Source organism: Rhodospirillales bacterium (assembly GCA_016710335.1).
Classification (GTDB): Bacteria; Pseudomonadota; Alphaproteobacteria; order Rhodospirillales; family Defluviicoccaceae; genus JADJXQ01.
The window spans coordinates 295,277-311,126 of sequence record JADJXQ010000004.1 but is presented as its reverse complement, the minus strand read 5'-3'; the positions used below and the strand labels follow the sequence as shown (position 1 = coordinate 311,126).

At 67.6% G+C, this 15,850-nt stretch carries 10 protein-coding genes and 2 pseudogenes; 2 read left to right on the top strand and 10 right to left on the bottom strand.

The window, feature by feature from the left end:
- Positions 1 to 38: 38 nt before the first annotated feature.
- On the top strand, positions 39 to 554 hold the full coding sequence (locus tag IPM60_09110; GenBank protein MBK8908050.1) for an MmcB family DNA repair protein: 516 nt from the start codon (positions 39 to 41) through the stop codon (positions 552 to 554).
- A 76-nt stretch (positions 555 to 630) separates the two neighbouring features.
- Here IPM60_09110 and IPM60_09105 read toward each other — a convergent pair whose 3' ends face one another.
- The 3 genes and pseudogenes from IPM60_09105 to IPM60_09095 all read right to left on the bottom strand — a co-directional run bounded on the left by IPM60_09105 (position 631) and on the right by IPM60_09095 (position 4,957).
- Positions 631 to 1,506: a 4-(cytidine 5'-diphospho)-2-C-methyl-D-erythritol kinase gene (locus tag IPM60_09105; GenBank protein MBK8908049.1), complete on the bottom strand. Its 876-nt coding sequence runs from the start codon at positions 1,504 to 1,506 to the stop codon at positions 631 to 633.
- 24 nt (positions 1,507 to 1,530) lie between these two features.
- The gene (locus IPM60_09100; GenBank protein MBK8908048.1) at positions 1,531 to 3,303 is read right to left on the bottom strand and encodes a tetratricopeptide repeat protein; all 1,773 of its coding nucleotides are present in this window, start codon (positions 3,301 to 3,303) and stop codon (positions 1,531 to 1,533) included.
- A 25-nt stretch (positions 3,304 to 3,328) separates the two neighbouring features.
- Positions 3,329 to 4,957: pseudogene (locus IPM60_09095) on the bottom strand (electron transfer flavoprotein-ubiquinone oxidoreductase).
- Between the two features lie 142 nt (positions 4,958 to 5,099).
- Between IPM60_09095 and IPM60_09090 the strand changes: the two are divergent.
- Positions 5,100 to 5,978, top strand: coding sequence for a uracil-DNA glycosylase (locus IPM60_09090; protein MBK8908047.1), 879 nt, complete (start codon positions 5,100 to 5,102; stop codon positions 5,976 to 5,978).
- A 54-nt stretch (positions 5,979 to 6,032) separates the two neighbouring features.
- Here IPM60_09090 and lpdA read toward each other — a convergent pair whose 3' ends face one another.
- The 7 genes and pseudogenes from lpdA to IPM60_09055 form a co-directional block, all read right to left on the bottom strand.
- Positions 6,033 to 7,922 (bottom strand): dihydrolipoyl dehydrogenase, encoded by a 1,890-nt coding sequence (lpdA, locus tag IPM60_09085; GenBank protein ID MBK8908046.1) that lies wholly within the window; start codon positions 7,920 to 7,922, stop codon positions 6,033 to 6,035.
- 55 nt (positions 7,923 to 7,977) lie between these two features.
- Positions 7,978 to 9,414 (bottom strand): dihydrolipoyllysine-residue acetyltransferase, encoded by a 1,437-nt coding sequence (locus IPM60_09080; GenBank protein ID MBK8908045.1) that lies wholly within the window; start codon positions 9,412 to 9,414, stop codon positions 7,978 to 7,980.
- 114 nt (positions 9,415 to 9,528) lie between these two features.
- Positions 9,529 to 12,198, bottom strand: coding sequence for a pyruvate dehydrogenase (acetyl-transferring), homodimeric type (aceE, locus tag IPM60_09075; GenBank protein MBK8908044.1), 2,670 nt, complete (start codon positions 12,196 to 12,198; stop codon positions 9,529 to 9,531).
- 175 nt (positions 12,199 to 12,373) lie between these two features.
- Positions 12,374 to 14,367 (bottom strand): annotated as a pseudogene (locus IPM60_09070) (heme lyase CcmF/NrfE family subunit).
- Positions 14,364 to 14,855 carry a cytochrome c maturation protein CcmE gene (ccmE, locus tag IPM60_09065; protein MBK8908043.1) on the bottom strand — a complete coding sequence of 164 codons (492 nt, stop codon included), beginning with the start codon at positions 14,853 to 14,855 and terminating at the stop codon, positions 14,364 to 14,366. The pseudogene IPM60_09070 and the gene ccmE overlap by 4 nt, the downstream one beginning before the upstream one ends.
- Positions 14,856 to 14,858: 3 nt before the next feature.
- Entirely contained in the window at positions 14,859 to 15,026 is a 168-nt protein-coding gene (gene ccmD, locus IPM60_09060; protein ID MBK8908042.1) for a heme exporter protein CcmD, read from the bottom strand.
- Between the two features lie 40 nt (positions 15,027 to 15,066).
- Positions 15,067 to 15,786 (bottom strand): heme ABC transporter permease, encoded by a 720-nt coding sequence (locus tag IPM60_09055; GenBank protein MBK8908041.1) that lies wholly within the window; start codon positions 15,784 to 15,786, stop codon positions 15,067 to 15,069.
- Between the last annotated feature and the right edge of the window lie 64 nt (positions 15,787 to 15,850).

The window sequence follows — 15,850 nt, the reverse complement described above, 5'->3', positions numbered from 1 at the left end:
GCCGGACCGCGTACAACGGCGGCATGTCGGAACCATTGATGAACAACGGCGGCTCTGTCGCGGGTCTGGTCGTTCCCGCGGAAGGTTTGGAGGAGACCCGCCCGGCCGCGGCAAGTGCCGGCATCACCCGCGGGGTGTGCCGTCTGTTCAGTGACATCGGCTATCGGGTGGTGGTCGAGTTGCCCCTCGGCAACCGCCGGCGGGTCGATGTGGCGGCGGTAGACCGTGCCGGCGGGATCGCGGTCATCGAGGTCAAGGCATCCGTCGCCGATTATCGATCCGACGGCAAGTGGCGAGAGTATCGCCCCTACTGCGACCGGTTCTACTTCGCCGTCGCGCCGGAATTTCCGAGGCACGTGTTGCCCGACGATGTCGGCATCGTCGTCGCCGACGCCTTCCAGGGCGCCGTCGTCCGCGACGCGCCGGAGCACGCCATGAACGCCGCCCGTCGCAAGGCCGTCACGGTGCGGTTTGCGCGGACCGCGGCGGCTCGATTGCAGGGTCTTCTCGACCGCCCTGCCGGGGCGTACCGGAGCGCGCTGCGCATGCCGTGACGGGAACGGGTTCGCCAACCTCCGTATCATCCGCTCGCCGGCCGACGCCGCCACGCCGGCACGACGAAAGCAGGCGTCATCGCCGCGACGATCCGACAAGGGGAGCGGCGGCGATCCACCAACGGGGATGGGCTGCGGCGAGGTTGCGGGAGGCGGCGGCTGCTTCGGCATCCGTGGCGAAGATGGCGAAGCAGGTGCCGCCGCTGCCGCTCATGCGGGCAAGCAGCGTGCCGGGCGAGGCCTCCAGTGCGGCGAGCACGTCGGCGATGACCGGGCACTCCGCCAAAGCAGGCCCGGTCAGGTCGTTGCGGCGGGTCGCCAACAAGCCCGCGAGGACCGCCGCATCGGCTGGCACCTCCGTGAAGCGATCCGCGGTCGAGAACGGGCCGGCCCGCCGCCGGTAGACGGCCGCCGTCAGGACGGGCGCGCCGGCGTTGACCAGGACCACCCACACCGGCGGCAACGCCGGCGCCAAGGTCACATCGGCGCCGATGCCGCCGGCGAAGACCGGGTGCGCCTCGAGGCACATCGGCACGTCGGCGCCCAATGTTGCGGCGACCTCCCGCAATGTGCGGCGCCCGGCATCGAGATCCCATAGGGAGGACAGCAACTTGAGGGCCGCGGCCGCGTCGGCGGAGCCGCCGCCGATTCCGGACGCCACCGGCAGGGTCTTGGTCAGGCGGATCTCCGCCCGCGGCGCAACGCCCGCCGCGGCGGCAAGGGCCCGTGCCGCTCGCAGGACCAAATTGTCGTCGCCCGTCGGGACAGCATTGGCGAACGGCCCGTCGACGATCAGGGCGAGCGTGTGGGCCGGTCGCACCGCGACGGTGTCGCCAATGCCGGCGAAGGCGACGAGGGTGTCGAGGAGGTGGTATCCGTCGGCGCGACGTCCGACGACGTGGAGGTAGAGGTTGAGCTTCGCCCGCGCAACCGCGGTGAAAGGAGCGTCCACGGCGGTGCCCCATAACCCCGATGTTCACTTCGTGGCGGCGTTCGCCTCACGGACCGGCCCGCGCTTGAGCTTCTCTTCGATCTCGGCGCGGGCGTCCGGTTCGGGGTCGAGGGCCAGGGCGGCGCGCCACTGGAACCGCGCCTCGCGCTGGCGGCCGACCTGCCAATAGGCATCGCCAAGGTGATCGTTGATGGTCGGATCGCCGGGTTGCAGCTCGACGGCCTGTTCCAGATGTGTGATCGCCTGTTCGAAGTTGCCGAGGCGGTAGTGCGCCCACCCTAGGCTGTCGACGATATATCCATCCTCGGGGCGCAGCGACACCGCCTTTTCGATCATCCCGAGCGCGCGTTCCAGGTGGCGGCCCTGCTCCACCCACGAGTAGCCGAGGTAATTGAGCACCAACGGCTGGTCGGGCTGGAACTCGAGCGCCTTCAGGAAGTCCGCCTCGGCCCGATCCCACTGGCCGCTGCGCTCGAAGGCGATGCCGCGGGCGTAAAGAATCCCCCAATGCTGCGGGCCGACCTCCGGTATCCGCTTGAACGCTGCATCATAGGACTTCGCCGCCTCCTCGAACGACTCCCCGCGCCGCTGGATATCGCCCAATTCGATCAGCGGCTGCGGATCGTCCGGGCGCTCGGCGCTCATTTCGCGCAGCAACGCCTCGGCCTCCTCCGGTCGATCGAGGCGGGCAAGGTTGCCCGCGATCCCCAGCCGCGCATGCCATGCCAGGCTGGCAGATGGATCGACTTGGCGGTACGCGTGGTTGGCGTCTTCGAATCGGCCGAAGCCCTCCAGGATCTGCGCCGTCAACACCTGCAGCGCCGGAAAATCGGGCCGCAGGTAAAGGCCGATGCGCGCCAGCGCCAGACCGGATTCGTCGGCGCTCTGGCGCGACAGGCTGCTGGCGACGCTAAACAGGGCTTCAGCCGCCCCCTCCACGGCCGTCGTCATGGGCGGAGGAGGCGCCTCCCCTGCCGCCAGGCGTTCCAGGGCCGGCGTCAGCAACTCGGATCCCGGCTGCTCCTGCTGATAACGGCGGTAAAGGCTAGCGGCCTCCTCCGCACGGCCCGTCCGCTCGTAGAAGGCGCCGGCGAGCTGGACCACGCGCAGCGACAAGGCGCCCTCTTCCGGCGTCGCCGTGCGGTAGTGCTCGGCAGCGGCATCGACATTTCCGTTGGCCGCGTTCAGCAGCGCCGCATGGAGATGGTAAAGCCCTTCGGTTCGTTCGCTCTCCTCGAGCGGCTCCAGGGCGGTCAGGGCGTCCTGCGTCCGACCCAACTCGTGCAGGGTCCACGCCATCATCACCGGCCGCAAGATGCCGTGCACAGACGCCGTCGGCAGCTTCTGCAACTGCGCCTCGGCCTCCGCCGGGCGGCCGCTGCGAAGCGCCTCGGCAGCAAGAGTGAGGACAGGGAGCGGGCCGTCATGGCCCACCTCCCCAAGCTGGCGCGCGATCCGAGCCGCATCCTCCACGCGTCCATCCATCACCAGGACGAAGTGGGTGCGCTGGAGCAGCGCTCGATCCGCCGACCCTTCTTCCGCGGCGGCCAACAGAAGATCGGCGCTCGCGGCGTAGTCGCGCCGAGCCTGGGCATGGCCGGCGGCGAGGAAGTTGCCGGTCCACGACTCGCCGAGGGTGATGGCCTCGGCGTCGACACGGTCCTGAGCTTCCCCACGGGCATCGCCCAGGGTACAGGCGGACAGCCCTGCGGCAACGACCGCGATTGCGGCCATGCGCTTGAGTCTGCCGGGAGCCTTGGGGCGCAGGCTCTCCGGTCCGAGGGAGGAGATGGTCAAAGGCCTCTCACATGTTTGTGGAGTTCTACATGTTCGGGTAGTTCGGGCCGCCGCCGCCTTCCGGGACCACCCAGTTGATGTTCTGCGTCGGGTCCTTGATGTCGCAGGTCTTGCAATGCACGCAGTTCGGCGCGTTGATCTGCAGGCGCATGCTACCTCCCTCTTCCACGAATTCATAGACTCCCGCCGGGCAGTAGCGTTGTTCCGGCCCTGCGTACTCGGCGAGGTTGACGTTGACCGGCACGGTCTTGTCCCTCAGCGTCAGGTGCGACGGTTGGTTCTCTTCGTGGTTGGTGCTGGAAAGGAACACCGATGACAGCTTGTCGAAGGTGATCACCCCGTCCGGTTTGGGGTAGGCGATCGGCTTGCTGTCGGCCGCCTTGCGAAGCTGGGTATGGTCGGGCTTGTGACCGAATGTCCACGGCGCCTTGCCGCGCAGCACGTACGTGTCGATCGCCGAGTAGGCGATGCCGGCATACATCCCCCAGTGAAACGACGGCTTGATGTTGCGCACCTTGTAGAGCTCGTCCCACACCCAGCTTTTCTTCAGCGCTTCGGGGTAGGCCGACACCACCGCCGGCGGCGCATCGTCAGCGAGCGCATTGAATACCGCCTCGGCGCAGACCAGACCCGACTTCATCGCCGTATGGGTGCCCTTGATCTTGGGCACGTTGAGCAAGCCGGCGCTGTCGCCGATCAGGGCGCCGCCCGGGAAAACCAGCTTGGGGATCGATTGGAAGCCGCCTTCGGCCAATGCGCGGGCTCCGTAGGAGATCCGGCGGCCGCCCTCGAAGATCGGACGGATCGCCGGATGGGTCTTGAACCGCTGCATCTCGTCGAAAGGACTGAGATAGGGGTTGCGGTAGTCGAGACCGACGACGAAACCGACCGCCACCTGCTGTTCTCCAGATGATAGAGGAAGAGCCGCCGTAGGTGCTGGCGTCCAGCGGCCAGCCGACGGTGTGGACGATCTTGCCCGCCTGGTGCTTGGCCGGGTCGATCTCCCACAGTTCCTTGATGCCGATGCCGTAGGTCTGCGGATCGACGCCATCGCGCAGGCGGAAGCGCTCGAACAGCGTCTTGGTCAGCGAGCCGCGCACGCCCTCGGCGAACAGGGTCTGGCTTGGCGCGCAGTTCCACGCCCGGCTGATAATTTTCGGTGTGTTCGCCCTCCTTGCCGACGCCCATGTCGCCGGTCGCGACCCCGCACACGCGGCCATCGTCGTCGTAGAGCACCTCCGCCGCCGCGAAGCCCGGAAAGATCTCGACGCCCACCGCCTCCGCCTGTTCGCCAAGCCAGCGGCACACGTTGCCGAGGCTGACGATGTAGTTGCCGTGGTTGTGCATCTGCGGCGGGGTCGGCAGGCGGATCGAGCGCTTGGCGGTCAAATAGAGGAAGTAATCGTCCGTCGCAGGGGTGTTGAGCGGCGCGCCCTTGTCCTTCCAGTCCGGGATGAACTCCTCCAGCGTCCGCGGCTCGACCACGGCGCCGGACAGGATGTGCGCGCCGATTTCGGAGCCCTTCTCCACCAGACACACCGTCAGCTCCCGTCCCTTCTCCTCTGCAAGCTGCATCAGGCGGATCGCCAGCAGACAGCCCGGACGGTCCGCCGCCAACGATGACGACGTCGAATTCCATTGCTTCCCGGTCCATGTGGTCCTCCTTCCCCGTCCTGCGTTGCGTTCTGCGCCCCTTCCGGCGCCTGATCCCGCCGGCGGGGGAGTGAGTATAGCATGCGGTTCTCGCGCGTCCCGTTTCCTGTGAGGCGCCGGATCATCGGTGATATGCTGCAGCGATGCAGCCTGAGCCCTCCCATCCCGCGGTATCGCTGATGACCTGGTACGTGCAGGCCGGCGTTGACGAGACCATCGGCGAGCACGCCGTCGACCGCTACGCTCTACAGGACAGCCCGGGTGCTGCTGCACAATCCTCGACGGACCCCGCTCCGCCGCCAAGCATTCCACTTCGCCGCGATCCGGCCCCCCCGCCGTCGCGCCCGACGGTCCGTCCGGCGATGCCACCCGCCGCGCCGAGCCCGGCGACCGAACGCGCCGTCAGCGACGCGATCCACGCCGTTGAGGACGCCGCCAGCATCGACGACATCCGTGCGGCCTTGGAAGCGTTCGAAGGCTGTGCGTTGAAGCGAACCGCGACCAACCTGGTCGTCGAGCGCGGGTCGGCGCAAGCGCGGATCGTTCTGGTCGGCGAAGCGCCGGGAGCGGAGGAAGACCGCCGCGGGCTGCCGTTCGTCGGGCCCAGCGGACAATTGCTCGACCGGATGCTGCAGTCGGTCGGGCTCGACGAGCGCCACGTGCTGATCACCAACACCGTGTTCTGGCGACCGCCCGGCAACCGTCCGCCCAGCCAGGCCGAGACGGCGGCGTGTCAGCCGTTCCTGCGGCGATTGCTGGAGCTTGTCGATCCCGAGGTGGTGGTGGCGCTGGGCGGTCCTGCCTCGCAGACACTGCTCGGCCGCACCGACGGGGTCACCAAGCTCCGTGGCCGCTGGTTCCCCCTGCAATCGCTGGGCCTCTCCCGTCCGGCACAGGCGACCGTCACGTTCCACCCGGCATACCTGCTGCGGTCACCGGCGCAGAAGCGGCTCGCCTGGCGGGACATCCTTGCCATCCGCAGGAAGCTGACGGAACTGGATGCCGAACAGGCGGACCGATAGTCCCTGCGAGTGCAGGCGGGCTTCCAGTTCGCGGGCGACGTCCTGCCGTCAGCGTCACCTTTTCTTCTTCGGCATGTAGAGGTCGGTGATGGTGCCCTCGTATGCCTCGGCCGCGAACGCCACAGTCTCGGACAGGGTCGGGTGGGGATGGATGGTGAGGCCGATGTCGGCGGCATCGCAGCCCATCTCGATGGCGAGCGCGGCTTCCGCGATCAGGTCGCCGGCGCTGGGGCCGACGATGCCGGCGCCGATCACCCGCTCGGTCTCCTCGTCGAAGATCAGCTTGGTCAGGCCCTCGTCGCGGCCGAGGCCGAGCGACCGGCCGCTCGCCGCCCACGGGAACACGCCCTTGCCGTACTTGATCTTCTGCGCCTTGGCCTCCTCCTCGGTGACGCCGACCCACGCCACCTCGGGATCCGTGTAGGCGACGGACGGAACGACCCGGGCGTCGAAGGCGCTGTTGCGGCCGGCGCAGACCTCCGCCGCCGTCTTGCCCTCGTGTGTCGCCTTGTGGGCGAGCATGGGGTGGCCGCAGATGTCGCCGATGGCAAAGATGTGGGGGACGTTGGTGCGGAGTTGCTTGTCGACCGGGATGAAGCCGCGCTGGTCGACCTCGACACCGGCGGCCTCCGCGTTGATGAATTTGCCGTTGGGGGTGCGGCCGACCGCCACCAGCACCCGGTCGAAGGTGTCTTCCTTCGGCGCCTTGTCGCCCTCGAAGGCGACCTTGATGCCCTTCGGCGTCGCCTCCATCCTGGCGACCTTGGTCTTCAGGAAGATGTTGGCGTAGCGCTTTTCCACGTGCTTGTGGAAGGGCTTGACGATGTCCTTGTCGGCGCCGGGCATCAGGGTGTCGAGCATTTCCACCACCGTGATCTCGGAGCCGAGTTCGGAGTAAACGGTCGCCATCTCAAGCCCGATGATGCCGCCACCGACGATCAGGAGGCGCTTCGGGATCTCCTCCAGCAGCAGCGCGTCGGTCGAATCCATGACCCTGGGGTCGTCCATCGGGAAGCCGGGAATCTTGGCGACCTGTGAGCCGGCGGCGATGATCGCCTGGTCGAATGACACCACCTTGCGGCCGTTGCTCGTTTCCACGGCGAGCGTGTTGGGAGACGCGAAAATGCCAACCCCCTGCACCACCTCTACCTTGCGCTGCTTCGCGAGGCCGCCGAGGCCGTTGGTGAGCTTGGCGACAACCGAGTCCTTCCAGCCGCCGAGCTTCTTGAGGTCGATTTGCGGGGGCGCAAACGTCAGTCCGTGCGCGCCCATATCCTTGGTCTCGGCGATGACCTTGGCGGCGTGCAGCAGCGCCTTGGAGGGAATGCAGCCGACGTTGAGGCAGACGCCGCCGAGGCTCGCATAGCGTTCCACCAGCACCGTCTTGAGGCCGAGATCGGCGGCGCGGAAGGCGGCGGTGTAGCCGCCGGGACCGGAGCCCAGGACAAGCACCTCGGCGTGGATGTCGCCCCGTTCCGCCGCGCGTGCGGCCGGCTTCGGCGCCGGCTTGGGAGCCTGCCTGGCGGGCTGCTGCGGCTTGGCGGGCTGCTGCGGCTGGGACGCAGCGGCGGGCTGCTGCGGCTGGGACGCAGCGGCGGGCTGCTGCGGCTTGGAAGCGGCAGCGGACGCCGGCGCCGAACGCGACGGCTCCACATCCGTCTCCTGCTCGCCGTCCGGCGATGGCGGTTCCGGCACGGCCGCGTCGCCCACCTCGACGGTACAGACCAGCGAGCCCTTGGAGACCTTGTCGCCGACCGCGACCCGTACTTCCATGACCGTGCCCGAGATCGGCGACGGCACTTCCATGCTGGCCTTGTCGCTCTCGAGCGTGATCAGCGGGTCGTCGGTGTTGATCTGCTGTCCCGGAGCAATTCCGACCTCGATGATCTCCACGTCCTTGAAGTCGCCGATGTCGGGGACTTTGACGTCCTGGATGGCGTTCATCGCCGCATCCCTTCTGGTTCCGATTGACCTTGATGGCGCCCGGGTCGGCGCGCCGCTACAGCATCAGCCGCCGCACGTCGCCAAGCACGTAGGCGAGGTGGGCCGAGAAGCGAGCCGCCGCGGCGCCATCGATGACGCGGTGGTCGTAGGACAGCGACAACGGCACCATGAGCCGCGGCACGAACGCCCCGTCCCGCTCCACCGGCCGCAGCCGCGCCCGCGTCACGCCGAGGATGGCCACCTCCGGCGCATTGATGATCGGCGTGAAACCGACCCCGCCGATGCCGCCGAGGCTGGAGATCGTAAAGCAGCCGCCGGCCATGTCGTTGGGGCCGAGCTTCCGCGCCCGCGCCTTTTCGCTAATCTCGCCCAGTTCCCGGGCCAGCTCGAACACGCCCTTGCGGTCGACGTCGCGGATCACCGGCACCACCAGGCCCTCCGGCGTGTCGACGGCGACGCCGATGTGGACATACTTCTTGAGGATCAGCGTTGTTCCGTCCGCGCCGAGGGAAGCGTTGAAGTCCGGGAACTGGCGGAGCGCCGACACCGACGCCTTCAACAGGAACGCCACCATGGTCAGGCGGAAGCCCTGCGCCTTGGCCTCCTCGTTCATCTCCTTGCGGAACGCTTCGAGCTCGGTGACGTCCGCCTCCTCGTGGTGGGTGACGTGCGGGATCACCACCCAGTTGCGATGGAGGCCGGCGCCCGACAGGCGCTTGATCTTGGAGAGCGGCTTTTCCTCGGTCTCGCCGAAGGGTCCGAAATCGAGTGACGGCCACTTGGCAACCGTCATCGCCCCTTCGGGGGCCGCTGCGGGCGCCGCAGCCGGCGCAGCGCCGGGAGCCGCCGCTTCCGCGCGCGGTTGCGACAGTGCGCCCTTGACGAATGCCTGCACGTCTTCCTTGAGGACCCGCCCCTTGGGGCCGCTGCCCTTGATCTGCCCGAGGTCGGCGCCGAGTTCGCGGGCGAAGCGGCGCACCGACGGGCTGGCGTGGGCCTTGGTGAACCCCTCCTCGTCGATGTCGGCGGCGATGCCCTGCGCCGGCTCCGCAGGCTCTTCCGCCTTTTTGGCCGGCCGTTCCGCTACGGTCGGCGTTTCCGGTCTCTCCGCGGGTGCCTCGGCCGGCTTTTCCGGCTTTTCCGGTTTTTCCGACATTGCGGCAGGCTTCTCTTCCGCGGCTTCCTTCACGTCCGGCTCCCCGGCATCTTGGGCCCGTTCGCCCTCGTCCGCGGGCGCCGCATCGGCGCCTTCGCCCGCCTCGAGGGTGCAAATCAACGAGCCCTCGGAAACCTTGTCGCCGACCGCGACCTTGACCTCGGCCACCGTTCCGTCGCCAGGCGACGGCACCTCCATGCTGGCCTTTTCGCTCTCGAGGGTGATCAGCGGCTCGTCCTTGCTGACCTCCTGACCCGGAGTGATCAGGACCTCGATGATCTCCACGTCCTTGAAGTCGCCGATATCGGGAACCAGCACCTCCTGCACGCCCGCCATTCCGTCTTCTCCCTGTTTTTCCTGCTCCCCGCAAACGCGGGCTCGCCCTTCCGCATGCTCAGGGCGAGATGCTGATTTGACTAAGAAGAAACCTCGTCATCTTGAGCGCGTGGATTACACCGTCCACGGGTCCGGAGCGTCGGGATTGATGTCGTATTTCTTGATCGCCTCGGCGACCTTGGACGCCGGAACGGCGCCGTCGTCGGCGAGCGCCTTCAGGGCGGCGACAGCGACGTAGCGGCGGTCGACCTCGAAGAACTTGCGAAGCTGGGCGCGGGTATCGGAGCGCCCGAAGCCGTCGGTGCCGAGGGTCAGGTAGCGGGAGGTGAGCCACGGCCGGATCTGCTCCGGGAAGGTGCGCATGTAGTCGGTCGCCGCCACCACCGGCCCGTCGCGGCCGTTGAGACAGTCGGCGACGTAAGGCGTCCTGGGCTCCGCCTCCGGGTGGAGCATGTTGTGGCGATCGACGCTGATGCCGTCGCGGCGCAGCTCGTTGAAGCTGGTGACGCTCCAGACGTCGGCGGCGATGCCAAAGTCCTGTTCCAGCAGTTCGGCGCCGGCAATCACCTCGCGGAGGATGGTGCCGCAGCCGAGCAACTGCACCCGTTGCCCGCCTTTGCCGCCGCCGGCTTCCTTGAGCAGGTACAAGCCCTTGAGGATGCCGTCATGGACGCCTTCGGGCATGGCCGGGTGGTGGTAATTCTCGTTCATCACGGTGATGTAGTAGTAAACGCTCTCCTGCTCGGCGAACATGCGCCGGAGCCCGTCGTGCAGGATCACCGCCAGCTCGTACGAATACGTCGGGTCGTAGGCGATGCAGTTGGGGATGGTCGCCGCCGCCAGATGGCTATGCCCGTCCTGGTGCTGCAGGCCTTCGCCGGCCAGCGTCGTCCGCCCGGAGGTGCCTCCCATCAGGAAGCCGCGCGCCTGCATGTCGGCCGCCGCCCACGCCAGGTCGCCGACCCGCTGGAAGCCGAACATGGAGTAATAAATATAGAACGGGATCATCGGGATCCCGTGGTTCGAATACGACGTGCCGGCCGCCATCCACGACGAGATCGAGCCGGCCTCGCTGATTCCTTCCTCCAGCACCTGACCCTTCAGGTCCTCGCGGTAGAAAAGCAGCTGATCGGCGTCCTCGGGGCGGTAGAGCTGGCCGACGTTGGAGTAGATGCCGAGCTGGCGGAACAGGCTCTCCATGCCGAAGGTGCGCGCCTCGTCGGCGACGATGGGCACGACATGCTTGCCGATCTTCTTGTCGCGGCACAACGTCGTCAGCATGCGGACGAAAGCCATGGTGGTTGAAATCTCGCGGTCGCCGGTGTCCTTGAGCTGCGCTTCGAAGGCGTCGAGATCCGGGATCTCCAGCGGTTCCGCCGTGTTCTTGCGGACCGGGAAGTAGCCGCCGAGGGCCTCCCGCCGCTCCCGCACGTACTTGACTTCGGGGCTGTCATCCGCCGGCCGGTAGTACGGCGCCTCGCCCACCTTGTCGTCCGGAACCGGAATCTTGAAGCGGTCGCGGAAGGCGCGGAGCGCGCTATCGCCCATTTTTTTCTGCTGATGGGTGATGTTCTGGCCTTCGCCGGCCTCCCCCATGCCATAGCCCTTGACGGTCTTGGCGAGGATGACGGTGGGTTGGCCTGTGTGCTTCACCGCCGCAGCGTAGGCGGCGTAGACCTTCTGGGCGTCGTGGCCGCCGCGATCGAGGCGCCAGATGTCATAGTCGCTCATGTCGGCGACCATGTCCTTCAACTCCGGGTACTTGCCGAAGAAGTTGTCGCGGGTGAAGGCGCCGCCCTTGGCCTTGAAGGCCTGATACTCGCCGTCGACGCACTCCTCCATGCGCTTGCGCAACAGCCCGGCTTCATCCCGTATCAGAAGCCGGTCCCAGCCGGTGCCCCAGATCACCTTGATGACGTTCCAGCCGGTGCCGCGGAAGTCGCGCTCAAGCTCCTGGATGATCTTGCCGTTGCCGCGCACCGGCCCGTCAAGGCGCTGCAGGTTGCAGTTGATGACGAAGATCAGGTTGTCGAGCCGCTCGCGCGCCGCGAGGGCGATGGCGCCGAGGGATTCCGGCTCGTCCATCTCGCCGTCGCCCATGAACGCCCACACCTTGCGGTTCGCGGCGTCCAGAATGCCGCGGTCGTGCATGTACTTCATGAAGCGGGCCTGGTAGATGGCCATGATCGGCCCAAGCCCCATGGAGACGGTCGGGAACTTCCAGAACTCCGGCATCAGCCACGGATGGGGGTAGGACGACAGGCCATCGCCATCGACCTCCTGGCGGAAGCGGTCGAGTTGTTCCTCGCTCAACCGTCCTTCCATGAAGGCGCGGGCATAGATGCCCGGCGCCGAGTGGCCCTGCAGAAACACCAGATCGCCGCCGTGGCTTTCGCTGGGCGCGTGCCAGAAATGGTTGAAGCCGACATCGTAGAGCGTCGCGCTGGACGCGAAGCTGGCGATGTGGCCGCCCAGTTCCGTCGTCTTGCGATTGGCGCGCACCACCATCGCCATGGCGTTCCAGCGGATGATGGTGCGGATGCGCCATTCCAGCTCGGCCGGCCCCGGATTGCGCTCCTCGTCTTCGGGGGGGATGGTGTTGAGGTAGGGGGTGTTGGCGTTGAACGGCAGGTTGACGCCGACCGCCCGCGCCTGCTCCGAAAGCCGGCTCAAGAGGAAGCAGGCGCGATCGTGACCCTCCTCGCGGATGACCGACCTCAGCGCGTCGAGCCACTCCTCGGTTTCGATCGGATCGATGTCGCCGTCTCTGGGGAAGTCCAACATGGTCCCTGCTCCTCGTCCCATCGGATTGTTCGTGTTGCCGAGCCCGGCCGCTTCTACTGTGTCTAAAGCCGCCGGCGGCTGGGCGGTTCCTTGCCTGCGACGAGAAACCGAGCGGAGTGTAGCAGTATCCGTTGCGGACACAACGCCGATCGGGCGCGTCTGAAGCCGCGGTGTACTATGAGCGCGCAGTTGCGGCGGCGGCGGCGGCGCCCGCACGTCTTTTTGCCGGCGCGCCGATGCGGTGGCGGCGGTCGGTGAGGCTGACGGCGCCGCCGACCACCATGACCGCGACGCCGGTCCACAGCCAGCCGATAAGCGGATTGAAATAGATCCGCGTGACATAGACGCCGTCGGATCCCTTGGGGCTGCCGATGACGGCGTAGATGTCGCCCCAGAACGTCGGGTGGATGGCGGCCTCGGTGGTTTCCTGCCGCTCCACCGGATAGCTGCGCTTCTCCGCCTCCAGGACCGCGACCGGATGGCCGTCGCGGCTCACCTGAAACGTCCCGCGGGTCGCCAGGTAGTTCGGCCCGCGCATCGGTCGCGCGCCTTCGAAAGTAAAGTCGTAGCCGGCGACGGTGACGGTGTCGCCCGGGGCCATGACCTGGATTCGCTCCTGCTTCCAGGCCGCGGCCCCGGCCATGCCGGCGACGGCGATGGCGAGGCCGGCATGGGCGAGCGTCATTCCCCAGGCAGAGCGCGGCAGACCGGCGAGGCGCCGCCCGCTCTCCGCCGCCGGCGCCCGGAACAGCCGGATGCGCGCCGCCAGTTCCACGGCGGTGCCCATCAGCAGCCACGCCGCCAGCCCGAGGCCGAGCAGTCCCAACAGCGATCCCGCCGGGACCCTGCTCCAGGCCAGGGCGACGACGATAAGCGCCGCCACGCCGGCAACCCATAAGCGCTTCAGCGCCGGGCCGATGTCGCCGCGCTTCCAAGGCAGCAGCGGGCCGATGGCCATCGCCACCAGCAGCGGCGCCATCAGGGGGATGAACACGAAATTGAAGAACGGCGGCCCGACGGACAGTTTGGCGTCGGTCATCGCTTCGTAGAGGAGCGGGTAGAGGTGCCGACCAGGATCGCCGCGGCGGCGACGCTCAGCAAAAGATTGTTGAGCAGCAGCCCGCCCTCCCGGGAGATCGGCTGGAACAGGCCGCCGGCCTGCAGGTGCGGGCCGCGCCACGCGAACAGCGCAAGGGCGCCGCCGATGATAACCAGCAGCAGCGCCAGAATGAACACGCCGCGCGCCGGGTCGACGGCGAACGCATGCACCGACGTCAACACGCCGGAGCGGACCAGGAACGTCCCCAGAAGACTGAGCCCGAAGGTGACGATGGCGAGGAACACGGTCCAGCCCTTGAGAGCGTCCCGCTTCTCCACGACGATGGCGGAGTGCAACAGCGCCGTTCCCGCCAGCCACGGCATGAACGAGGCGTTCTCGACCGGATCCCAGTACCACCAGCCGCCCCAGCCGAGTTCGTAGTAGGCCCACCATGAGCCGAGCGTGATGCCGATGGTGAGAAAGATCCACGCCGCAAGCGTCCACGGCCGCACCCAGCGCGCCCACGCGGCGTCGACCCGGCCCTCGATCAGCGCGGCGATGGCGAACGAGAACGCCAGCGAGAACCCGACATAGCCGAAGTAGAGGAACGGCGGGTGAAACGCCAGCCCCGGATCCTGCAGCAGCGGATTGAGCCCCTGGCCATCGATCGCGGGCGGGTCCAGGCGCGCGAACGGGTTCGAGGTCAGAAGAATGAACAGATAGAATCCGATCGCCAGCCACGCCTGCACCGCCAGCGCGCGCGCCTTCAGGTCCGGCGGAAGATTGCCGCCGAACAGCGCCAGCACCCCGCCGAAACCGGCCAGGATCAGCACCCACAAGAGCATCGAGCCTTCGTGGTTCCCCCACGCGCCCGAGATCTTGTAGAGCATGGGCTTCAGCGAGTGGGAGTTCATGGCGACGTTGAGGACCGAAAAGTCCGACACCGCATAGGCGTGCACCAAGACCGCGAACGCCATGGCCACCAGCGCCAACTGAGCGATCGCCGCGGTGCGCGCCACAGCCATAAGGCCGGCGTCGTTGCGGCGCGCACCGACCAGCGGCAGCGTCCCCTGCGCCAGCGCCGCCACCAGCGCCAGGATCAACGCGAAATGGCCGAGTTCGACGATCATCGGCGGGTTGTCTCCGGCTGCTCTTTCGGTTTCTGGCCCGCCTGTTCCAGGCTCTCTTTCATGTGCTCCCACTTGCCGGACTTTTTCAAGGCGTCGGCAACTTCCGGCGGCATGTAGTTCTCGTCGTGCTTGGCGAGGACCTCGTCGGCGATGAACACGCCGTCCTGCATGTGCCCCTCCACCACCACGCCCTGGCCCTCGCGGAACAGGTCTGGAAGCAGGCCTTCGAATCGGACAGGCACCGTGTTGGCGAGATCGGTGACGCGGAAGTGGATCTCCGCGCCGGCGCCCTGTTCGACGCTGCCCTCTTCCACCAGGCCGCCGACGCGAAGCCGCCCCCGGCCGAGCGCGGGAGTCTCCGCCAGTTCCGTGGGGCTGCGGAAGAAGGCTGCACCCTCGCCGATGGCGAAGAATACCAGCACCGCGGCGACGCCAAGAATGGCGAGGCCCACGACGACGAACACCAGGCGGCGATGCTTGCGTTTCATGAGTTAACGATCGCGGGTGGGGCTGGGCGGATCACCCGCACTCTCCTTCTGCAAGTGCGCCAAGGTCGCCTGGTTGGCCTTCAGGGACCGGCGGCTGGCGATCAGCAGGCCCAACAGGACGATCACGGTGGCGGCGAACGCAGGCCACACGAAGCGGCCGTAGCCGCCCATGTCGAGGAAGGTCGCGACGGCATCCACGGCGGCGCGCGAACTAGCCGTGGACCTGGCGGAGGCGCAGCGCCCGGATCTTGTAGGCGACGATCTCGCTCTGCACCCGGAGACACAGCACCCAGACATAATAACAGGTGAATGCCGCGGCCATAATCAGCAGCGGCCACAGCATGCTGGGGTGGATGGACGGCCCATCCAGGCGCACCACGCTGGCCGGCTGGTGGAGCGTGTTCCACCAGTCGACCGAGAACTTGATGATCGGCAGGTTGAACGCCCCCACGAGGGCCAGAATGGCCGACGCGCGGGCGCCGCGCGTGGGATCGTCAAAGGCGTTGTTCAGAGCGATGTAGCCGAGATACAGAAAGAACAGCACCAGCACGGAGGTGAGCCGTGCATCCCAAACCCACCACGTCCCCCACATCGGCTTGCCCCACAGCGAGCCGGTGAGCAGCGCCAGGAAGGTGAAGGCGGCGCCCACCGGCGCGGTCGCCTTGGCCACCAGATCGGCGACCGGGTGCCGCCAGATCAGGCCGACGGCGGCGGCGATCGCCATGCCCACATAGCAGAACAGCGCCATCCACGCCGCCGGTACGTGCACGTACATGATACGCACGCTCTCGCCCTGCTGATAGTCCGCCGGCGACGCCAGCAACGCCAGATAAAGTCCGATGCCGAGCAGAACGAGCGTCGCGGCGGCGAACCACGGCGCCAGTCGCCGCGTCAGCCGCATGAATCGGGTGGGGTTGGCGAAACGTTGCATGAACTCCAGCCGGTCTCCGGGCGTACCGGCGACCTCCGCTCTTCCATCGGATGTGGGTTTGCTC